The 15,103-nt window shown below is 71.3% G+C and carries 16 protein-coding genes; 3 read left to right on the top strand and 13 right to left on the bottom strand.

The genetic code is table 11. From position 1 onward, the window contains the following. Positions 1 to 67: 67 nt before the first annotated feature. The 5 genes from der to aroH form a co-directional block, all read right to left on the bottom strand. Complete coding sequence (gene der / locus J8N05_RS18010; protein ID WP_210884011.1) at positions 68 to 1,537, bottom strand: ribosome biogenesis GTPase Der; 1,470 nt, start codon at positions 1,535 to 1,537, stop codon at positions 68 to 70. Between the two features lie 81 nt (positions 1,538 to 1,618). Next, positions 1,619 to 2,341 carry a lysophospholipid acyltransferase family protein gene (locus tag J8N05_RS18005; RefSeq protein ID WP_210884009.1) on the bottom strand — a complete coding sequence of 241 codons (723 nt, stop codon included), beginning with the start codon at positions 2,339 to 2,341 and terminating at the stop codon, positions 1,619 to 1,621. Next, entirely contained in the window at positions 2,299 to 2,994 is a 696-nt protein-coding gene (cmk, locus tag J8N05_RS18000) for a (d)CMP kinase (RefSeq protein ID WP_210884007.1), read from the bottom strand. Before cmk ends, J8N05_RS18005 begins: the two co-directional genes overlap by 43 nt. Before the next feature lie 187 nt (positions 2,995 to 3,181). Beyond that, complete coding sequence (locus J8N05_RS17995; protein WP_210884005.1) at positions 3,182 to 4,267, bottom strand: prephenate dehydrogenase; 1,086 nt, start codon at positions 4,265 to 4,267, stop codon at positions 3,182 to 3,184. Then, positions 4,264 to 4,626 carry a chorismate mutase gene (aroH, locus tag J8N05_RS17990; RefSeq protein ID WP_107021188.1) on the bottom strand — a complete coding sequence of 121 codons (363 nt, stop codon included), beginning with the start codon at positions 4,624 to 4,626 and terminating at the stop codon, positions 4,264 to 4,266. The genes J8N05_RS17995 and aroH overlap by 4 nt, the downstream gene beginning before the upstream one ends. A 219-nt stretch (positions 4,627 to 4,845) precedes the next feature. On the opposite strand from aroH, the gene J8N05_RS17985 reads away from it, so the two are divergent. The 3 genes from J8N05_RS17985 to J8N05_RS17975 all read left to right on the top strand — a co-directional run bounded on the left by J8N05_RS17985 (position 4,846) and on the right by J8N05_RS17975 (position 6,686). Continuing rightward, complete coding sequence (locus tag J8N05_RS17985) at positions 4,846 to 5,538, top strand: hypothetical protein (protein ID WP_210884004.1); 693 nt, start codon at positions 4,846 to 4,848, stop codon at positions 5,536 to 5,538. A gap of 120 nt (positions 5,539 to 5,658) precedes the next feature. Then, the gene (locus tag J8N05_RS17980; RefSeq protein WP_210884002.1) at positions 5,659 to 6,243 is read left to right on the top strand and encodes a DUF6529 family protein; all 585 of its coding nucleotides are present in this window, start codon (positions 5,659 to 5,661) and stop codon (positions 6,241 to 6,243) included. Beyond that, positions 6,240 to 6,686, top strand: a complete 447-nt coding sequence (locus J8N05_RS17975) for a Rieske (2Fe-2S) protein (RefSeq protein ID WP_210884000.1) — start codon at positions 6,240 to 6,242, stop codon at positions 6,684 to 6,686. Before J8N05_RS17980 ends, J8N05_RS17975 begins: the two co-directional genes overlap by 4 nt. 70 nt (positions 6,687 to 6,756) lie before the next feature. Here the strand turns inward: J8N05_RS17975 and J8N05_RS17970 are convergent, their stop codons facing one another. The 8 genes from J8N05_RS17970 to ald form a co-directional block, all read right to left on the bottom strand. Then, the gene (locus J8N05_RS17970; protein WP_210883998.1) at positions 6,757 to 7,776 is read right to left on the bottom strand and encodes an ADP-ribosylglycohydrolase family protein; all 1,020 of its coding nucleotides are present in this window, start codon (positions 7,774 to 7,776) and stop codon (positions 6,757 to 6,759) included. After that, on the bottom strand, positions 7,773 to 8,582 hold the full coding sequence (locus J8N05_RS17965; protein WP_210883997.1) for an NUDIX hydrolase: 810 nt from the start codon (positions 8,580 to 8,582) through the stop codon (positions 7,773 to 7,775). Before J8N05_RS17965 ends, J8N05_RS17970 begins: the two co-directional genes overlap by 4 nt. A gap of 261 nt (positions 8,583 to 8,843) precedes the next feature. After that, on the bottom strand, positions 8,844 to 10,070 hold the full coding sequence (locus tag J8N05_RS17960) for a pseudouridine synthase (RefSeq protein WP_210883996.1): 1,227 nt from the start codon (positions 10,068 to 10,070) through the stop codon (positions 8,844 to 8,846). Continuing rightward, complete coding sequence (scpB, locus tag J8N05_RS17955; RefSeq protein WP_210883995.1) at positions 10,070 to 10,726, bottom strand: SMC-Scp complex subunit ScpB; 657 nt, start codon at positions 10,724 to 10,726, stop codon at positions 10,070 to 10,072. The genes J8N05_RS17960 and scpB overlap by 1 nt, the downstream gene beginning before the upstream one ends. Positions 10,727 to 10,730: 4 nt before the next feature. Continuing rightward, positions 10,731 to 11,768 carry a segregation and condensation protein A gene (locus J8N05_RS17950; protein ID WP_210883990.1) on the bottom strand — a complete coding sequence of 346 codons (1,038 nt, stop codon included), beginning with the start codon at positions 11,766 to 11,768 and terminating at the stop codon, positions 10,731 to 10,733. An 18-nt stretch (positions 11,769 to 11,786) separates the two neighbouring features. After that, complete coding sequence (locus J8N05_RS17945; protein WP_210883985.1) at positions 11,787 to 12,362, bottom strand: hypothetical protein; 576 nt, start codon at positions 12,360 to 12,362, stop codon at positions 11,787 to 11,789. Further along, complete coding sequence (locus J8N05_RS17940) at positions 12,347 to 13,474, bottom strand: ParA family protein (RefSeq protein WP_210883983.1); 1,128 nt, start codon at positions 13,472 to 13,474, stop codon at positions 12,347 to 12,349. Before J8N05_RS17940 ends, J8N05_RS17945 begins: the two co-directional genes overlap by 16 nt. Before the next feature lie 447 nt (positions 13,475 to 13,921). Beyond that, positions 13,922 to 15,046, bottom strand: a complete 1,125-nt coding sequence (gene ald, locus J8N05_RS17935) for an alanine dehydrogenase (protein ID WP_210883981.1) — start codon at positions 15,044 to 15,046, stop codon at positions 13,922 to 13,924. Between the last annotated feature and the right edge of the window lie 57 nt (positions 15,047 to 15,103).

Below are 15,103 nucleotides of genomic sequence, written 5' to 3'. Positions count from 1 at the left end.
GAGAGGGCCCCTGCTTCGCGCCGGGGCCCTCTCCCGTGTCCGCACACCGCTCGTACGGCGGCGGCTGCTACTTCTTCTTGCCGCGCTTCTCGCGCACCCGCACCGAGATGTGGATCGGCGTGCCCTCGAAGCCGAACTCCTCGCGCAGACGGCGCTCCACGAACCGGCGGTAGCCGTGCTCGATGAAGCCCGAGGAGAACAGCACGAACCGCGGCGGCTTGGTGCCCGCCTGCGTGCCGAAGAGGATGCGCGGCTGCTTGCCGCCCCGGATCGGGTGCGGATGGGCGGCGACCAGCTCGCCCAGGAAGGCGTTCAGACGGCCCGTCGGGACCCGCGCCTCCCAGCCCGCCAGCGCGGCCTCGATCGCCGGGACCAGCTTCTCCATGTGGCGGCCCGTACGCGCCGAGACGTTGACCCGCGGCGCCCACGCCACCTGGAGGAGCTCGGTCTCGATCTCCCGCTCCAGGTAGTAGCGGCGCTCCTCGTCGAGGGTGTCCCACTTGTTGAAGGCCAGCACGATCGCGCGGCCCGCCTCGACGGCCATCGTCACGATGCGCTGGTCCTGGACGCTGATGTTCTCGCTGGCGTCCAGCAGGATGACCGCGACCTCCGCCTTCTCGACGGCGGCGGCGGTGCGCAGCGAGGCGTAGTAGTCGGCGCCCTGCTGGAGGTGGACCCGCTTGCGGATACCGGCCGTGTCGACGAACTTCCAGGTGACACCGCCCAGCTCGATCAGCTCGTCGACCGGGTCGCGGGTGGTGCCGGCGATCTCGTTGACGACCACGCGGTCCTCGCCGGCCACCTTGTTCAGCAGCGACGACTTGCCGACGTTCGGGCGGCCGATGAGCGCGATGCGGCGGGGGCCGCCGACCGCGATGCCGAAGGTCTGCGCGGGCGCCTCGGGCAGCGCCTCCAGGACGGCGTCCAGCATGTCGCCGGTGCCGCGGCCGTGCAGCGCCGAGACGGGGTGCGGCTCGCCGAGCCCCAGGGACCACAGGTACGAGGCGTCGGCCTCGCCGCTCAGGCCGTCGACCTTGTTGGCGCACAGCACGACGGGCTTGCCTGCCTTGCGCAGCAGCCGCACGACGGCCTCGTCGGTGTCGGTGGCGCCGACCTTGGCGTCGACGACGAAGACGACCGCGTCGGCCGCCTCGATGGCGAACTCGGCCTGCGCGGCCACGGACGCGTCGATGCCGAGGACGTCCTGCTCCCAGCCGCCGGTGTCGACGAGCTTGAAGCGGCGGCCCGCCCACTCCGCGTCGTAGGTGACGCGGTCGCGGGTGACGCCCGGCTTGTCCTCGACGACGGCCTCGCGACGGCCGATGATGCGGTTCACCAGGGTCGACTTGCCGACGTTCGGGCGGCCGACGACGGCGAGGACCGGGAGCGGGCCGTGGCCGGCCGCCTCGATCGCGCCCTCGATGTCCTCGGCGTCGAAGCCCTCTTCCGCGGCGAGCTCCATGAACTCCGCGTACTCGGCATCGCCAAGCGCCCCGTGCTCGTGCTCCGAGCCGTCGGGCTGGATCTGGTCGTTCATGAAGTCCGTACCTCGTTCATCGTGGTGATCGGTGGAACCGCCCGTATCGGACGATCCACTACTCAAGTACTCAAGTGTTACTCAGCGCCCCGTGAGACGCCTGGCGTTTTCCAGGTGCGCGGAGAGCTGCTTCTGGATGCGCACGGTCGCCTCGTCGAGCGCCTTGCGCGTACGCCGTCCGCTGCCGTCGCCCGCCTCGAAGGGGTCGCCGAAGACGACGTCGACCCGGCTGCGCAGCGGGGGCAGCTGCTTTATCAGCCGTCCGCGCCGGTCGGTGCTCCCCAGGACGGCGACCGGCACGATCGGGGCCCCGCTGCGGACCGCGAAGTAGGAGAGCCCGGCGCGCAGCGAGGCGAAGTCCCCCTCGCCGCGGGTGCCCTCGGGGAAGATCCCGAGGACGCCGCCGTCCTCCAGGACGCCCAGCGCCCGGGTGATCGCGGTGCGGTCGGCGACCGTGCGGTCCACCTTCACCTGCCCGATGGCGAGGAGGAAGGGGTCCAGCGGGCCGACGAACGCCTCTTTCTTGATCAGGAAGTGCGTGGGCCGGGGTGCCACACCCATGACCATCGGGCCGTCGATCATGTGGGAGTGGTTGACGGCGAGGATCGCCGGACCGGTCGCCGGAACCCGCCAGGCCCCCAGGACGCGCGGCTTCCACAGCCCGTACATCAGGCCGACGCCGATCCGGCGGCCGACGTCGGCCCGCCGGGCCGTCGGGGCTGTGGACGTCGGGGCTGTGGCCGCTGGGTTCCGGGCTTGGCTCACTTCGCGGCCCGCTTCTCCTCGACGAGGGTGACGACGCACTCGATGACCTGCTGGAGCGTGAGGTCGGAGGTGTCCACCTCGACCGCGTCGGCCGCCTTCGCGAGCGGAGAGGTCTTGCGGGTGGAGTCGGCGGTGTCCCGCTTGATGAGCGCCTCGCGGGTGGCGGCGACGTCGGCGCCCTTCAGCTCACCGCTGCGGCGGGCGGCGCGGGCCTCCGGCGAGGCGGTGAGGAAGATCTTGAGGTCGGCGTCGGGCAGCACGGTCGTACCGATGTCGCGGCCCTCGACGACGATGCCCTGTCCGGCCGCCGAGGCGATCGAGCGCTGCAGCTCGGTGATCCGGGCGCGGACCTCGGGGACGGCGCTGACCGCGCTGACCTTCGAGGTGACCTCCTGGGTGCGGATCGGGCCCGCGACATCGGTGCCGTCGACCGTGATGCCGGGCGCCGAGGGGTCCGTACCGGACACGATGTCGGGCTTGCCGGCCGCGTCCGCGACGGAGGAGGGGTCGGCGACGTCGATGCCGTTGTTCACCATCCACCAGGTGATCGCCCGGTACTGGGCGCCCGTGTCCAGGTAGCTCAGGCCGAGCTGTGCCGCGACGGCCTTCGAGGTGCTCGACTTGCCGGTGCCGGAGGGACCGTCGATGGCGACAATCACGGCCGGGGCGGTCCGGGCGTCGGTGGATTCCACGGGTGCGGACACCTTCCTGGTACGGGGTACTGGCTGGTTCGGGCACGAGCGCGCCCCGAACAAGGTTACTGGCTCCCCGGACCCCGGCTTACGGCCCCCGCGGCGCCCCGGCCCACGCCCCGGCCTCTTCCCGCCCCCGCCCCCGCTGCGTCGCGGTCGGCGGGGTGTCGTCGCACACGACGCGCCCCTACTGCCGGATCGCCCAGCCCCGCTCCCGCAGCGCCGCGGTCAACACCGCCGCCGCCGCCGGCTGCACCGACAACTCGATCAGGCCCACCTGCTGACCGGTCGCGTGCTCGATGCGGACATCCTCGATGTTGACGCCCGCGCGGCCCGCGTCGGCGAAGATGCGGGCCAGCTGGCCCGGCTGGTCGTCGATGAGGACGACGACGCTCTCGTACGTGGCGGGAGCCGTGCCGTGCTTGCCGGGGACGCGGATCTGGCCGGCGTTGCCGCGGCGCAGGACGTCCTGGATGCCGTCGGTGCCGGCGCGGCGCTTGGCCTCGTCGGACGACTGGAGGGCGCGCAGGGCCTGCACGGTCTCGTCCAGGTCGGCGGAGACGTCCGCGAGGAGGTCGGCGACCGGTCCGGGATTCGCGGAGAGGATGTCGATCCACATCCGCGGGTCGGACGCGGCGATCCGGGTCACGTCACGGATGCCCTGGCCGCAGAGGCGTACGGCGGCCTCCTCGGCGTTCTCCAGCCGTGCGGCGACCATGCTCGACACCAGGTGGGGCATGTGGGAGACGAGCGCGACCGCCCGGTCGTGGGCGTCCGCGTCCATCACCACCGGAACGGCCCGGCAGAACGAGACGAGCTCCAGCGCGAGGTTGAGCACCTCGGTGTCGGTGTCCCGGGTCGGCGTCAGCACCCAGGGCCGCCCCTCGAAGAGGTCGGCGGTGGCGGCCAGCGGGCCCGACTTCTCCCGGCCCGACATGGGGTGCGAGCCGATGTACGCGGACAGGTCGAGCCCCAGCGCCTCCAGCTCGCGGCGCGGCCCGCCCTTGACGCTGGCCACGTCGAGGTAGGCGCGCGCGACCCCGCTCCGCATCGCGTCGGCGAGCGCGCCGGCCACGTGCGCGGGCGGCGCCGCGATGATCGCGAGGTCGACGGGCCCCGCGGGCTCCTCGTCCGTGCCGGCGCCGAGCGCCGCCGCGGTACGGGCCTGCCCCGGGTCGTGGTCGGCGAGGTGCACGACGACGCCCCGCCCGGTCAGGGCCAGCGCGGCCGACGTCCCGATGAGGCCGGTGCCGATGACGAGTGCGGTTCTCACTGGGCGATGTCCTTGCGCAGCGCGCCCGCGGAGCCCAGGTAGACATGCGCGATCTCGGCGCGCGGCAGGTCGGACTCGATGTGCGCGAGGACCCGTACGACCCGGGGCATCGCCCCTTCGATGTCCAGCTCCTGCGCGCAGATCAGCGGCACGTCGACGATGCCGAGCTTGCGCGCCGCGGCCGCCGGGAAGTCGCTGTGCAGGTCGGGGGTCGCCGTGAACCAGATGCTGATCAGCTCGTCGGCGGTCAGCCCGTTCCGCTCCAGGATGGCGGTGAGCAGCTCGCTGACCTGCTCATCCATGTGACCGGCTTCGTCCCGCTCCAGCTGGACGGCACCCCGGACCGCTCGTACCGCCACGGTGACACTCCTCGTTCATGTACGGATCGGCTCTTCCGCATCCAGCCTAGTCAGCCCTCGGCGGCCCGATGCGCGGCGCCCGTCTGCCGAGACGGCCGCCCCTGTCCCGCTTCTCGCTCTCCCAATCTCCGCCAAGTGGCTCCTGTGCGCCTCTGGACGCGGGAGCCACGGTCCGCTTGCATGGTGAGGCTGTCCGCGCCACGCCTCGGGGGAGGCACGATGAAGCGTTCCGGACCACTTTTCACGCTCCTCGCGGGACTGCTGCTCGCCCTGTTCATGCTGTCGCTCAACGCGACGACAGGGACGCGCAGCAGGACGACGGGGAGCGACGCGCCGGCCGACGCCGTGTCGGCGAGCCCGGCACCCGCGGTGACGGCCACGGTCTCGCCGGGCAAGCGGTCGCCGTCGCCCGGCCCGTCGAAGCCCGAGCCCACGTCCACCGTGCCGAACGCCGACTACGCGGGCCGCACCGACGACGACTCGTCCGCGGTCGCGGTGACCCTGCGCGACGGCAAGGCGGTCGCGTACTTCTGCGACGGCCGGGACCAGGAGTCGTGGCTCAAGGGTGACGTCGAGGCCGACGGCAGCATGCGCCTCACGAACCGGAAGAACAAGGCCCAGGTCCTCACCGGCAAGCTGGCGGGCAAGCGGATCACGGGAACGGTCGACATGGGACGGCGGACGTACGGCTTCACGGCCGACAAGTCCCTGAAGCCGAACGCGCTGTACCGCGCGACCGACACCGTGGCCGACACCAAGATCGACGGCGGCTGGGTCCTGCTCCAGGACGACAGCCAGGTCGGCATCCTCAAGCGGGACGGCAAGGCGAGCCCCGCGCCCCGTATCGACCCGGAGACCGGCACGGTGACGGTCGACGGAGAACAGATCACCGCCCGCCCCGTGACCCCTTGAGCCCGTGGCCCCGTCACCCCGTGACCCTTTGATCCCCGGGCTCCTGCCCTCCGCTCCTCCTCGTTCCACCCACCGCTCCGCCCCATGACCGCGAGATCGCGTGACCGCTGGGAGCAGACCATGACAGTGGACCCGAACGCCCCGACCCAGGGTTTCCCCGCACCCGACCCGTCCAGCCGGGGCCCGGGAGCCGCCCGCTATCTCGTACCCGCCCTGGTCGCGGGCGCCGTCGCGGTCGGCCTCGGTGTCTACGGGAACATGCACGACCCGGAGGGCACCGCCTTCAACCTCGCGGGCTTCAGCAGCACGAGCGCGGTGAAGTCCTGGCTGGCCACGGTCGCGGTGGGCTTCGCGGTCGTCCAGCTCGTCTCGGCACTCATGCTGTACGGGCGACTGCCGGGCCCGAGCTGGTCAAGCGTACTGCACCGCTGGTCGGGCCGGATCGCGTTCCTGGTCGCGGTACCCGTGGCGGTGCACTGTCTGTACGCGTTGGGCTATCAGACGTACGAGCCGCGCGTCCTGTGGCACTCGCTCCTCGGTTGCTTCTTCTTCGGCGCCTTCAGCGCCAAGATGCTGCTGCTGCGCACCGAGCGACTGCCCGGCTGGCTGCTGCCCGTCGTCGGCGGGCTCGTCTTCTCCGCCCTCACCGTCATCTGGCTGACCTCCGCCCTCTGGTTCTTCCGCACCTTCGGAGTGACGACATGACCCATCCCGCGACGCGGCGCACGATGCTCGCGACGGGCGCGGCGAGCGCGCTGCTCCTGGGCTGCAGCAAGTACGGGGACGAGAACGGCGGGGGCGACACGGAGGAAGCACCCTCCGCGGCCCCCTCGGGCACCGCCGGCGGTGCGGCGCCCGGCGGCAAGGAACTCACCAGAACCGCCGACGTCCCGGTGGGCGGCGGAAAGATCTTCAAGGACGAGAAGGTCGTCGTCACCCAGCCGGAGAAGGGCGGCTTCAAGGCCTTCTCGGCGGTCTGCACCCACCAGGGCTGTGTCGTCGCCAACGTCTCGGACGGCACGATCAACTGCACGTGCCACGGCAGCAAGTTCCGGGTCGCCGACGGCTCGGTGGCCGGCGGCCCGGCCCCGAAGCCGCTGCCGGCGAGGCGGATCACGGTCGAGGGGGACTCGATCAGCCTCGCCTGATCAGCGGGCCTGTCCGCACGGGTCAGCAGGCCTGTCCGCACGGGTGACCGGCGGGCGCGAAAGAGAGGGCTCAGGCGTCCCAGAGCGCGCCCAGCGCCACCAGGTCGCCCTGGTGCTCGATCCGGTCGGCCCACTCTGTCGGCCAGGCGTCGGCACCGAGGTACGCCCCCGCGAAGGCACCGGCCAGACACGCGATGGAGTCCGAGTCCCCCGAGGTGCAGGCGGCCCGGCGCAGGGCCGTCACCGGCTCGTCCACGAAGAGCAGAAAACTCAGCAGGCCGGTCGCGAGGGCCTCCTCCGCGACCCACCCGGCGCCGGTGGCCAGGCACGGGTCCGTCTCGGGCGACGGCGACCGCAGGGCCTGCCGAAGCCGCTCCAGGGCCTCCAGGCACTCGTCCCAGCCCCGCGCGATGAAGTGCGTGGGCGTCGGATCCTGGGCGCGGGTCCACAGATCGCCGAGCCAGCGCTCGTGATAGCGCGTCCGGTTCTCGTACGCGTACGAGCGGAGCTGCCCGACCAGGCCGGTCGGTTCGACGCCCTGCGCGAGCAGCCGTATCGCGTGCGCGGTGAGGTCGGCGGCGGCCAGCGCCGTCGGATGGCCGTGCGTGAGGGCGGCCTGCAACTGGGCCGCGCCCGCCCGCTGTTCGTCACTGAGGCCGGGGGCGAGACCGATGGGCGCCACGCGCATGTTGGCGCCGCAGCCCTTGGACCCCACTTGGCTGGCGTCCTGCCAGGGCCGGCCTTCGCGCTCCAGCAGTTCGCAGGCCGTGAGGCAGGTGTTGCCCGGTGCGCGGTTGTTCTCCGGTGAGCGGTTCCAGGCGATGAACTCCTTGCGCACCGACTCAGCCAGCTCCCGTGGACCGAGCAGCCCTCTGTCCATCGCGGCGCGCAGCGCCCGCGCCACCGCCAGCGTCATCTGCGTGTCATCGGTGATCCACGCGGGATCCGGCAACTCCAGCTCCCGCCAGGGCCCGTACGCGGCAAGGATCGACGGCACGTCCTTGAACTCGGTCGGGTAGCCGAGCGCGTCCCCGAGGGCGAGCCCCACCAACGCCCCGGTGGCGGCCTGCTTCCTGACGGTCGTGGTCATGAGGACGATCCTTCCGAAGGCGCGGACGAAGCCGAAGGCGAGACAGAAGTGGACGGCGGTGACGGCGGCGACGACGAGGGCGATGGGGACGACGGGGCCGACCCGGCCGCCGCCCGCAACAACGGCGGATGCAACGCCGTCGCACCCCCCGCCCGATACAGCGCGGCAGGCTTCCCCCGCCCCCCGGTCAGCCGCGCCGCCCCCGGCACCGGTTCGACGAACCCGGGCGTGGCGAGGACCTTGCGCCGGAAGTTCGGGCGGTCGAGCGCGGCCCCCCACACCGTCTCGTAGATCTGCTGCAGCTCCCCCAGGGTGAACTCGGGCGGGCAGAACGCGGTGGCGAGGCAGGTGTACTCCAGCTTCGCGCCGATCCGTTCCCGGGCGTCGGCGAGGATCCGGTCGTGGTCGAAGGCGAGCGGCCCGAGTCCGTCGTACGGCAGCCAGTGCGCGCTGGCCGCGTCGCCGCCGCCGCGCGGCTCGGGAGCGTCCGGCAGCAGCGCGGCGTACGCCACCGAGACCACCCGCATCCGCGGATCGCGGTCCGGCTCGCTGTACGTGCGCAGCTGCTCCAGGTGCAGCCCGGAGACGTCCGTCAGACCGGTCTCCTCGGCGAGTTCGCGCCGGGCGGCCGTCCCGGCGGACTCCTTCGGCAGTACGAATCCCCCGGGCAGCGCCCGGCACCCCGCGTACGGCTCCTGTCCGCGCTCGATCAGCAGCACCTGGAGCGCGCCCGCCCGGACCGTGAACACCGCGAGATCGACGGTGACGGCGAAGGGCTCGAAGGCGTGCTTGTCGTAGCCCTCCATGCCCCCTCCTCGTATGGCCTCGGCGGCCGTTGGTGCACCTTGCCGGGCGGCGGCCGGTGGACCGGGACCACCCCCGTGGGCCCTGCTCCACCGGCCGCGCCCGGCAAGGGCGTTTCCTTAATGGTCAGCACGACTATAAATCGCGGACCGCCCACCCACAACCCCCCGGACGCAGAACGGCCGGCCCCGGGAGAACCCGGAACCGGCCGATGCCGCACCGCGAAAGCGGCGAAAAGCGAGAAACGAAGTGAACAGAGGTGCCTAGAGGCCGACTTCCTGCATCAGCATCCCGACCTCGGTGTTGGACAGCCGTCGCAGCCAGCCCGACTTCTGGTCGCCGAGGGCGATCGGTCCGAAGGACACGCGCACCAGCTTGTCGACCGGGAAGCCGGCCTCGGCGAGCATGCGCCGCACGATGTGCTTGCGGCCCTCGTGCAGCGTGACCTCGACCATGTAGTTCTTGCCGGTCTGCTCGACGACCCGGAAGTGGTCCGCCTTCGCGTACCCGTCCTCCAGCTGGATGCCGTCCTTGAGCTGCTTGCCCAGGTCGCGCGGGATGGGGCCCACGATGTGCGCGAGGTAGACCTTCTTCACGCCGTACTTGGGGTGGGTCAGGCGGTGCGCCAGCTCACCGTGGTTGGTGAGCAGGATGAGGCCCTCGGTCTCGGTGTCGAGCCGCCCCACGTGGAAGAGCCGCGTCTCGCGGTTCGTCACGTAGTCGCCGAGGCACTGCCGGCCCTCGTTGTCCTCCATGGTGGACACGACACCGGCGGGCTTGTTGAGCACGAAGAACTGGTACGACTGCGTGGCGACCGTCAGCCCGTCGACCTTGATCTCGTCGTGCTCGGGGTCGACGCGCAGGCCCTGCTCAAGGACGATCTCGCCGTTGACCTCGACACGGGCCTGCTCGACCAGCTCCTCGCAGGAACGGCGCGAACCGTAGCCCGCGCGCGCGAGCACCTTCTGCAGGCGCTCACCCTCCTGCTCGGCGCCCGGGAAGGTCTTGGGCGTCCGGACCTCGGGCCGGCCCGCGTACCGGTCCCTGTTGCGCTCCTCGGTACGCGTCTCGTACTCACGGGAGCGCGCGTTCTCCGTACGGCCGCCGCGCTGCTGGCCCTGCCTGGGGCCGCCCTTGGCGCCGCCGCGGGCCGCGTTGCCGCGCCCCGACTTGGCACCGTCGCGGGTGGCGCCGGGGCCCACGTCGTAGCGGCGCTCCTCGGGGCGGGGCTTGCTGGGACGCTTCGGCCGGTCGTCCGAGCCTCCCGCGCCACCCTGCTGGGAGCCGCCGCCCGCGGGCCCCCGAGAGCTGAATCCGCTGCCGGAGCCGCGCGGGCCACCGCCGCCGGAGCCACGGGAGCCTCCGCCACCGGACCCGCGGGGGGCACCGCCTCCGCCACCGGACCCACGGGGATTGCCGCTCCCGCCGGTCCCGCGGGGGTTGCCGCGCCCGCCGCTGTTCCTGCCGCTGCCACTGCCACTGCTTCGCATCAAAGTTCCGTCGTCGTCGTGTCGTCTGCATCTGCGTCCGGCGCATCCGGATCGAACGACGGGACCCCTTCCAGCGTCTCTGCTTCGATCGCGTCCGCCTCTGGAAGGAAGGGCGCGAGCTCCGGGAGCTCGTACAGGCCGCGCAGGCCCATTCGCTCCAGGAAGTAGTTCGTCGTCCTGTACAGGATCGCACCTGTTTCGGGTTCCGCGCCCGCCTCCTGGACCAGACCCCTCTGCAGGAGGGTGCGCATCACGCCGTCACAGTTCACTCCGCGGACCGCCGAGACCCTCGATCGGCTCACCGGCTGCCGGTACGCGACCACGGCGAGGGTCTCCAGCGCCGCCTGGGTGAGCCGGGCGTGCTGCCCGTCCAGGACGAAGCGCTCGACGGCCGCCGCGTACTCCGGGCGGCTGTAGAACCGCCAGCCGCCGGCGACGATCCGCAGTTCGAAGCCGCGCCGCTGGAGGCTGTACTCGTCGGCCAGCGCGCGCAGCGCGTCCGCGACCTGCCGCCTGGGCCGCTCCAGGATCTTCGCGAGGTGCTCCTCGGTGGCGGGCTCGTCCACGACCATGAGGACGGCCTCCAGCGCGGGCCGGAGGTCGAGATCCGCGACGCTGCGAGCCCCCTCGGGGGCTCCGGTGGTGTCCTCGCTCACACCTTCACACCTTCTTCTCCCTGACCGGATCCGGGACAGGATCCGGTGGCCGGTCGAACTCGTCCGTCACCGTCGGCTGCGCATCCCCCTCCCCGCCCGTCCAGCGCACCACCAGGTCCCCCAGAGCCTCCTCCTGGTCCAGGGAGACCGCCTTCTCCCGATAGAGCTCCAGAAGGGCCAGGAAACGCGCCACGACGGTGAGGGTGTCGTCGACGTCCTCGACGAGCGAGCGGAAACTGGCCTCGCCGAGCTCTCGCAGCCGTGCCACCACGATCGTGGCCTGCTCCTGCACGCTGACGAGCGGCGCGTGGATGTGGTCGACGTACACCTGGGGCTTGGCGCGGGGCTGCATCGCCTTCACGGCGAGCCTGGCGAATCCTTCCGCCCCGATGCTGATGACCACTTCGGGCAGCAGCTCGGCGTGGTGCGCCTCAAGCCCGACGGTACGGGGGTAGCGGCGTGCCTCCTCGTCGAGGCGGCGGTTGAAGATGTCGGCGATCTCTTTGTACGCGCGGTACTGCAGCAGCCGGGCGAAGAGCAGGTCGCGGGCTTCCAGCAGGGCCAGGTCGCCCTCGTCCTCGACCTCGGCGGAGGGCAGCAGCCGGGCGGCCTTCAGATCGAGCAGGGTCGCCGCGACGACCAGGAACTCGGTGGTCTGGTCGAGGTCCCAGTCCGGCCCCATGGCCCGGATGTGCGCCATGAACTCATCGGTGACCTTGGACAACGCGACTTCGGTGACATCCATCTTGTGCTTGGAGATCAACTGAAGCAGCAGATCGAAGGGCCCTTCGAAGTTGACCAACCGAACCTTGAAGACCCCGTCAGGGGCTTCGTCCTCGCCTGCGTTGTGGGCAGGCGTTCCGCAGGGCGGAACGGGTGGGCACAACGCCCCACGGTCCGCAGCCGGAGTGCCCTCCTGAGCCACAGACGGGCCGTCCGCCGCAGGGGCCCCACCCCCAGGCCCCCGCCCCAACGCACGCCGCCGCCCACCCCCGCCGGAGGCGGATGCTGAGGTCGACGCGCGGCCGTCGTTCGAGGTCATAGCCGTCGCAGGCTACCGCTACCGCCCACGCAACCGTCGTACGAGAATGCTCGCGTCGCCACGCGATTCGAGATCCGCGAGGACCACCGCGACAGCCTCCCGCACGATCCGCCCGCGGTCGACCGCGAGCCCGTGCTCCCCGCGGAGCACCAGCCGGGCGTGTTCGAGGTCCATGAGCTCCTCGGCGGACACGTACACGGTGATCTTCTCGTCGTGCCGCTCGCGCCCGCTGGGCCGCCGTCCGGAGCCCCGCCCGCGCTTGCGGGGCTGGGACTGCGGCTGAACCCCGGCGGCGCCTTCCGGTGGCGCCGGACGCCGCCCGGAACGGTCCGCCGTGGCGGCGCCCCGGCTCCGGGACTCCCCGTCGGCGGAGTCGGCGTCGGCCGCGACATGTTCGTCGCCCTCGCCGTCACCGCCCCGCACGGGTACCGACTGCGGTCCGTCCTCCCCGGCCGCGGCGTCGCTCTCGCCCGCCGGACCGGGCACCCGCGCCTCGCCGTTGGCCGGACGCCGCGGGCTGGAGGACTGAAGCGCCATCCCCCCGGTCGTACGGAACAGTTCGTCGGCCCCCGGCAGACTCACTCGGCGTGACACCGGGCGAGCACCTCCCTGGCGAGCTGGCGGTAGGCGGCGGCACCGACGGAGTTGGAGGCGTACGTCGTGATCGGCTCACCGGCGACCGTGGTCTCCGGGAAGCGGACGGTCCGGCCGATCACCGTGTGGTAGACGTGATCGTCGAACGCCTCGACCACGCGCGCGAGCACCTCACGGCTGTGCACGGTCCGCGAGTCGTACATCGTGGCGAGGATGCCGTCGAGCTCCAGCTCGGGGTTGAGCCGCTCCTGGACCTTCTCGATGGTCTCGGTGAGCAGCGCGACCCCGCGCAACGCGAAGAACTCGCACTCCAGAGGCACTATCACCTTGTGGGCGGCCGTCAGCGCGTTCACGGTGAGCAGGCCCAGCGAGGGCTGACAGTCGATCACGATGTAGTCGTAGTCGGCCATCAGCGGCTTCAGGGCGCGCTGCAGCGTGGACTCGCGGGCGACCTCGCTCACCAGCTGGACCTCGGCGGCGGACAGGTCGATGTTGCTGGGCAGCAGGTCCATGTTCGGAACCGCGGTCTTCAGGAGCACCTCGTCGGCCGCCATGCCCCGCTCCATGAGCAGGTTGTAGACCGTGAGGTCGAGCTCCATCGGGTTGACTCCGAGCCCCACGGACAGTGCGCCCTGCGGGTCGAAGTCGACGAGCAGGACCCGGCGTCCGTACTCCGCGAGGGCGGCACCCAGGTTGATGGTCGACGTCGTCTTGCCCACGCCGCCCTTCTGGTTGCACATCGCGATGATCTTCGCGGGGCCGTGGTCGGTCAGCGGGCCCGGGATCGGGAAGTACGGCAGCGGGCGACCGGTCGGACCGATGCGCTCGCGCCGCTGGCGCGCCGCGTCGGGCGCGAGCGTGGCCGCGTACTCCGGATCGGGCTCGTACTCGGCATCGGGGTCGTAGAAATGCCCCTCGGGCAGGTCGTCGTAGTCGGCGAAGTGGGTGCGGTTCTCGCCACTTCCGTTGCCGGCCATGGCGTTCACGTGATGGCCATCCATGCTCTGGTGTGCTGTCTGAGTCGTCTTCGGACTCTGGTGGGCTGCGAAGGTGCGCACCGCAACGGAGCCGACAGCTTCGAGCCCCGTTGGCCTTGAGCCCTGCGCAGGCATTCCTGGTTGACCACCCCCGGGAGTAAATGTCGACTCATTCACAAGTCGTCTTACCTCCTTGGTGACCAGGAAACTTCTCGATAGGTCAGCGTGGCACCATGCCGACGGTTGGCGACTCTATGGCGTGTCACCGCTCCGCAGCAACACAATCCGCCGGACCCGGCCCGATGTGTCGGCAACGGAACATCCCTCTGTCAAGGGCGTAAGGGCGTCGCACGGCAGGTTCCAGGGGTGTGCGAAACGGTTCAAGGGTTACGTTCGAGGCGAGTTGAACGAGTCTCGCAAAGTGACCCGACACACATCCGGCCGGGCCCTGTGGAACAAGGTCCGGCCGTACGTGCGAGGTTGACGACCTCTGTTGACGAATCGCCTTTTGCCGAGGGAGAAGTCGGCGCGGAACCGGGACGAATCCACCCGGAAGGTCAGCCCGCGAGGACGGTCGGAAGGTCAGCCGAGCAGGCTCTCCAACTCGGCGTGCTCCAGGCCGTGGGCCTCCGCGACCTCGCGGTAGACGACCTTGCCGTCATGCATGTTGAGCCCCCGGGCGAGCGCGGGATCACGGCGCAGCGCCTCGACCCAGCCCCGGTTCGCGAGTTCCACGATGTACGGAAGCGTGGCGTTGGTGAGCGCGTACGTCGAGGTGTTGGGCACCGCGCCCGGCATGTTGGCGACGCAGTAGAAGACCGAGTCGTGGACCGGGAAGGTCGGCTCGGCGTGGGTGGTCGGACGCGAGTCCTCGAAGCAACCGCCCTGGTCGATGGCGATGTCGACAAGGACACTTCCGGGCTTCATCCGGGACACCAGCTCGTTGGTGACCAGCTTCGGGGCCTTCGCGCCGGGGATGAGCACGGCGCCGATGACGAGGTCCGCTTCGAGGCAGGCCTTCTCCAGCTCGAAGGCGTTCGAGACGACGGTCTGGATCTTCGTGCCGAAGACTTTGTCGGCTTCCTTGAGCTTGTTGATGTCGCGGTCGAGCAGGGTCACGTGGAAGCCCATGCCGATGGCGATCTGCGCGGCGTTCCAGCCGGAGACGCCGCCGCCGATGACCACGGCGCGGGCGGCCAGCACGCCCGGGACACCGCCGGGCAGGACACCGCGGCCGCCGTTGGCGCGCATCAGGTGGTAGGCGCCGACCTGCGGGGCGAGGCGGCCCGCGACCTCGGACATCGGGGCGAGCAGCGGCAGCGCGCGGCTGGGCAGCTCGACCGTTTCGTATGCGATCGCCGTGGTGCCGGACTCCAGGAGCGCGTCCGTGCACTCCTTGGACGCGGCCAGGTGCAGGTAGGTGAAGAGCGTCTGGTCCTTGCGGAGGCGGTGGTACTCCTCGGCGATGGGCTCCTTGACCTTCAGCAGCAGGTCGGCGGCCGTCCAGACCTCGTCGGCAGTGGCGACGATCCGCGCGCCGGCGGCGACGAACTCGTCGTCCGTGATCGAGGAGCCGACACCGGCGTTCCGCTCGATCAGGACCTGGTGGCCGTGGCGCACCAGCTCGTGCACACCGGCGGGGGTGATGGCCACCCGGAACTCGTTGTTCTTGACCTCGCGGGGGATGCCGACCTTCACGTCGATCACGGTTCCTTGGCTCAGAAGGGATGCAGCAGGGATCTGGGCCAGGCAGCGCAAGACATG

It is taken from the genome of Streptomyces liliiviolaceus (genome assembly GCF_018070025.1).
GTDB lineage: Bacteria > Actinomycetota > Actinomycetes > Streptomycetales > Streptomycetaceae > Streptomyces > Streptomyces liliiviolaceus.
Note: the sequence above shows the minus strand (reverse complement) of the source record. Positions and strands in the feature narration are given on the sequence as shown.

Bases quoted from the DNA above. Each gene is read 5' to 3' on its own strand.
- J8N05_RS17970 (WP_210883998.1), bottom strand. From the start codon at position 7,776: ATGACCACGACCGTCAGGAAGCAGGCCGCCACCGGGGCGTTGGTGGGG.
- J8N05_RS17975 (WP_210884000.1), top strand. From the start codon at position 6,240: ATGACCCATCCCGCGACGCGGCGCACGATGCTCGCGACGGGCGCGGCG.
- J8N05_RS17960 (WP_210883996.1), bottom strand. From the start codon at position 10,070: ATGCGAAGCAGTGGCAGTGGCAGCGGCAGGAACAGCGGCGGGCGCGGC.
- der (WP_210884011.1), bottom strand. From the start codon at position 1,537: ATGAACGACCAGATCCAGCCCGACGGCTCGGAGCACGAGCACGGGGCG.
- J8N05_RS17980 (WP_210884002.1), top strand. From the start codon at position 5,659: ATGACAGTGGACCCGAACGCCCCGACCCAGGGTTTCCCCGCACCCGAC.
- J8N05_RS17965 (WP_210883997.1), bottom strand. From the start codon at position 8,582: ATGGAGGGCTACGACAAGCACGCCTTCGAGCCCTTCGCCGTCACCGTC.
- J8N05_RS17940 (WP_210883983.1), bottom strand. From the start codon at position 13,474: ATGCCTGCGCAGGGCTCAAGGCCAACGGGGCTCGAAGCTGTCGGCTCC.
- J8N05_RS17950 (WP_210883990.1), bottom strand. From the start codon at position 11,768: ATGACCTCGAACGACGGCCGCGCGTCGACCTCAGCATCCGCCTCCGGC.
- J8N05_RS17985 (WP_210884004.1), top strand. From the start codon at position 4,846: ATGAAGCGTTCCGGACCACTTTTCACGCTCCTCGCGGGACTGCTGCTC.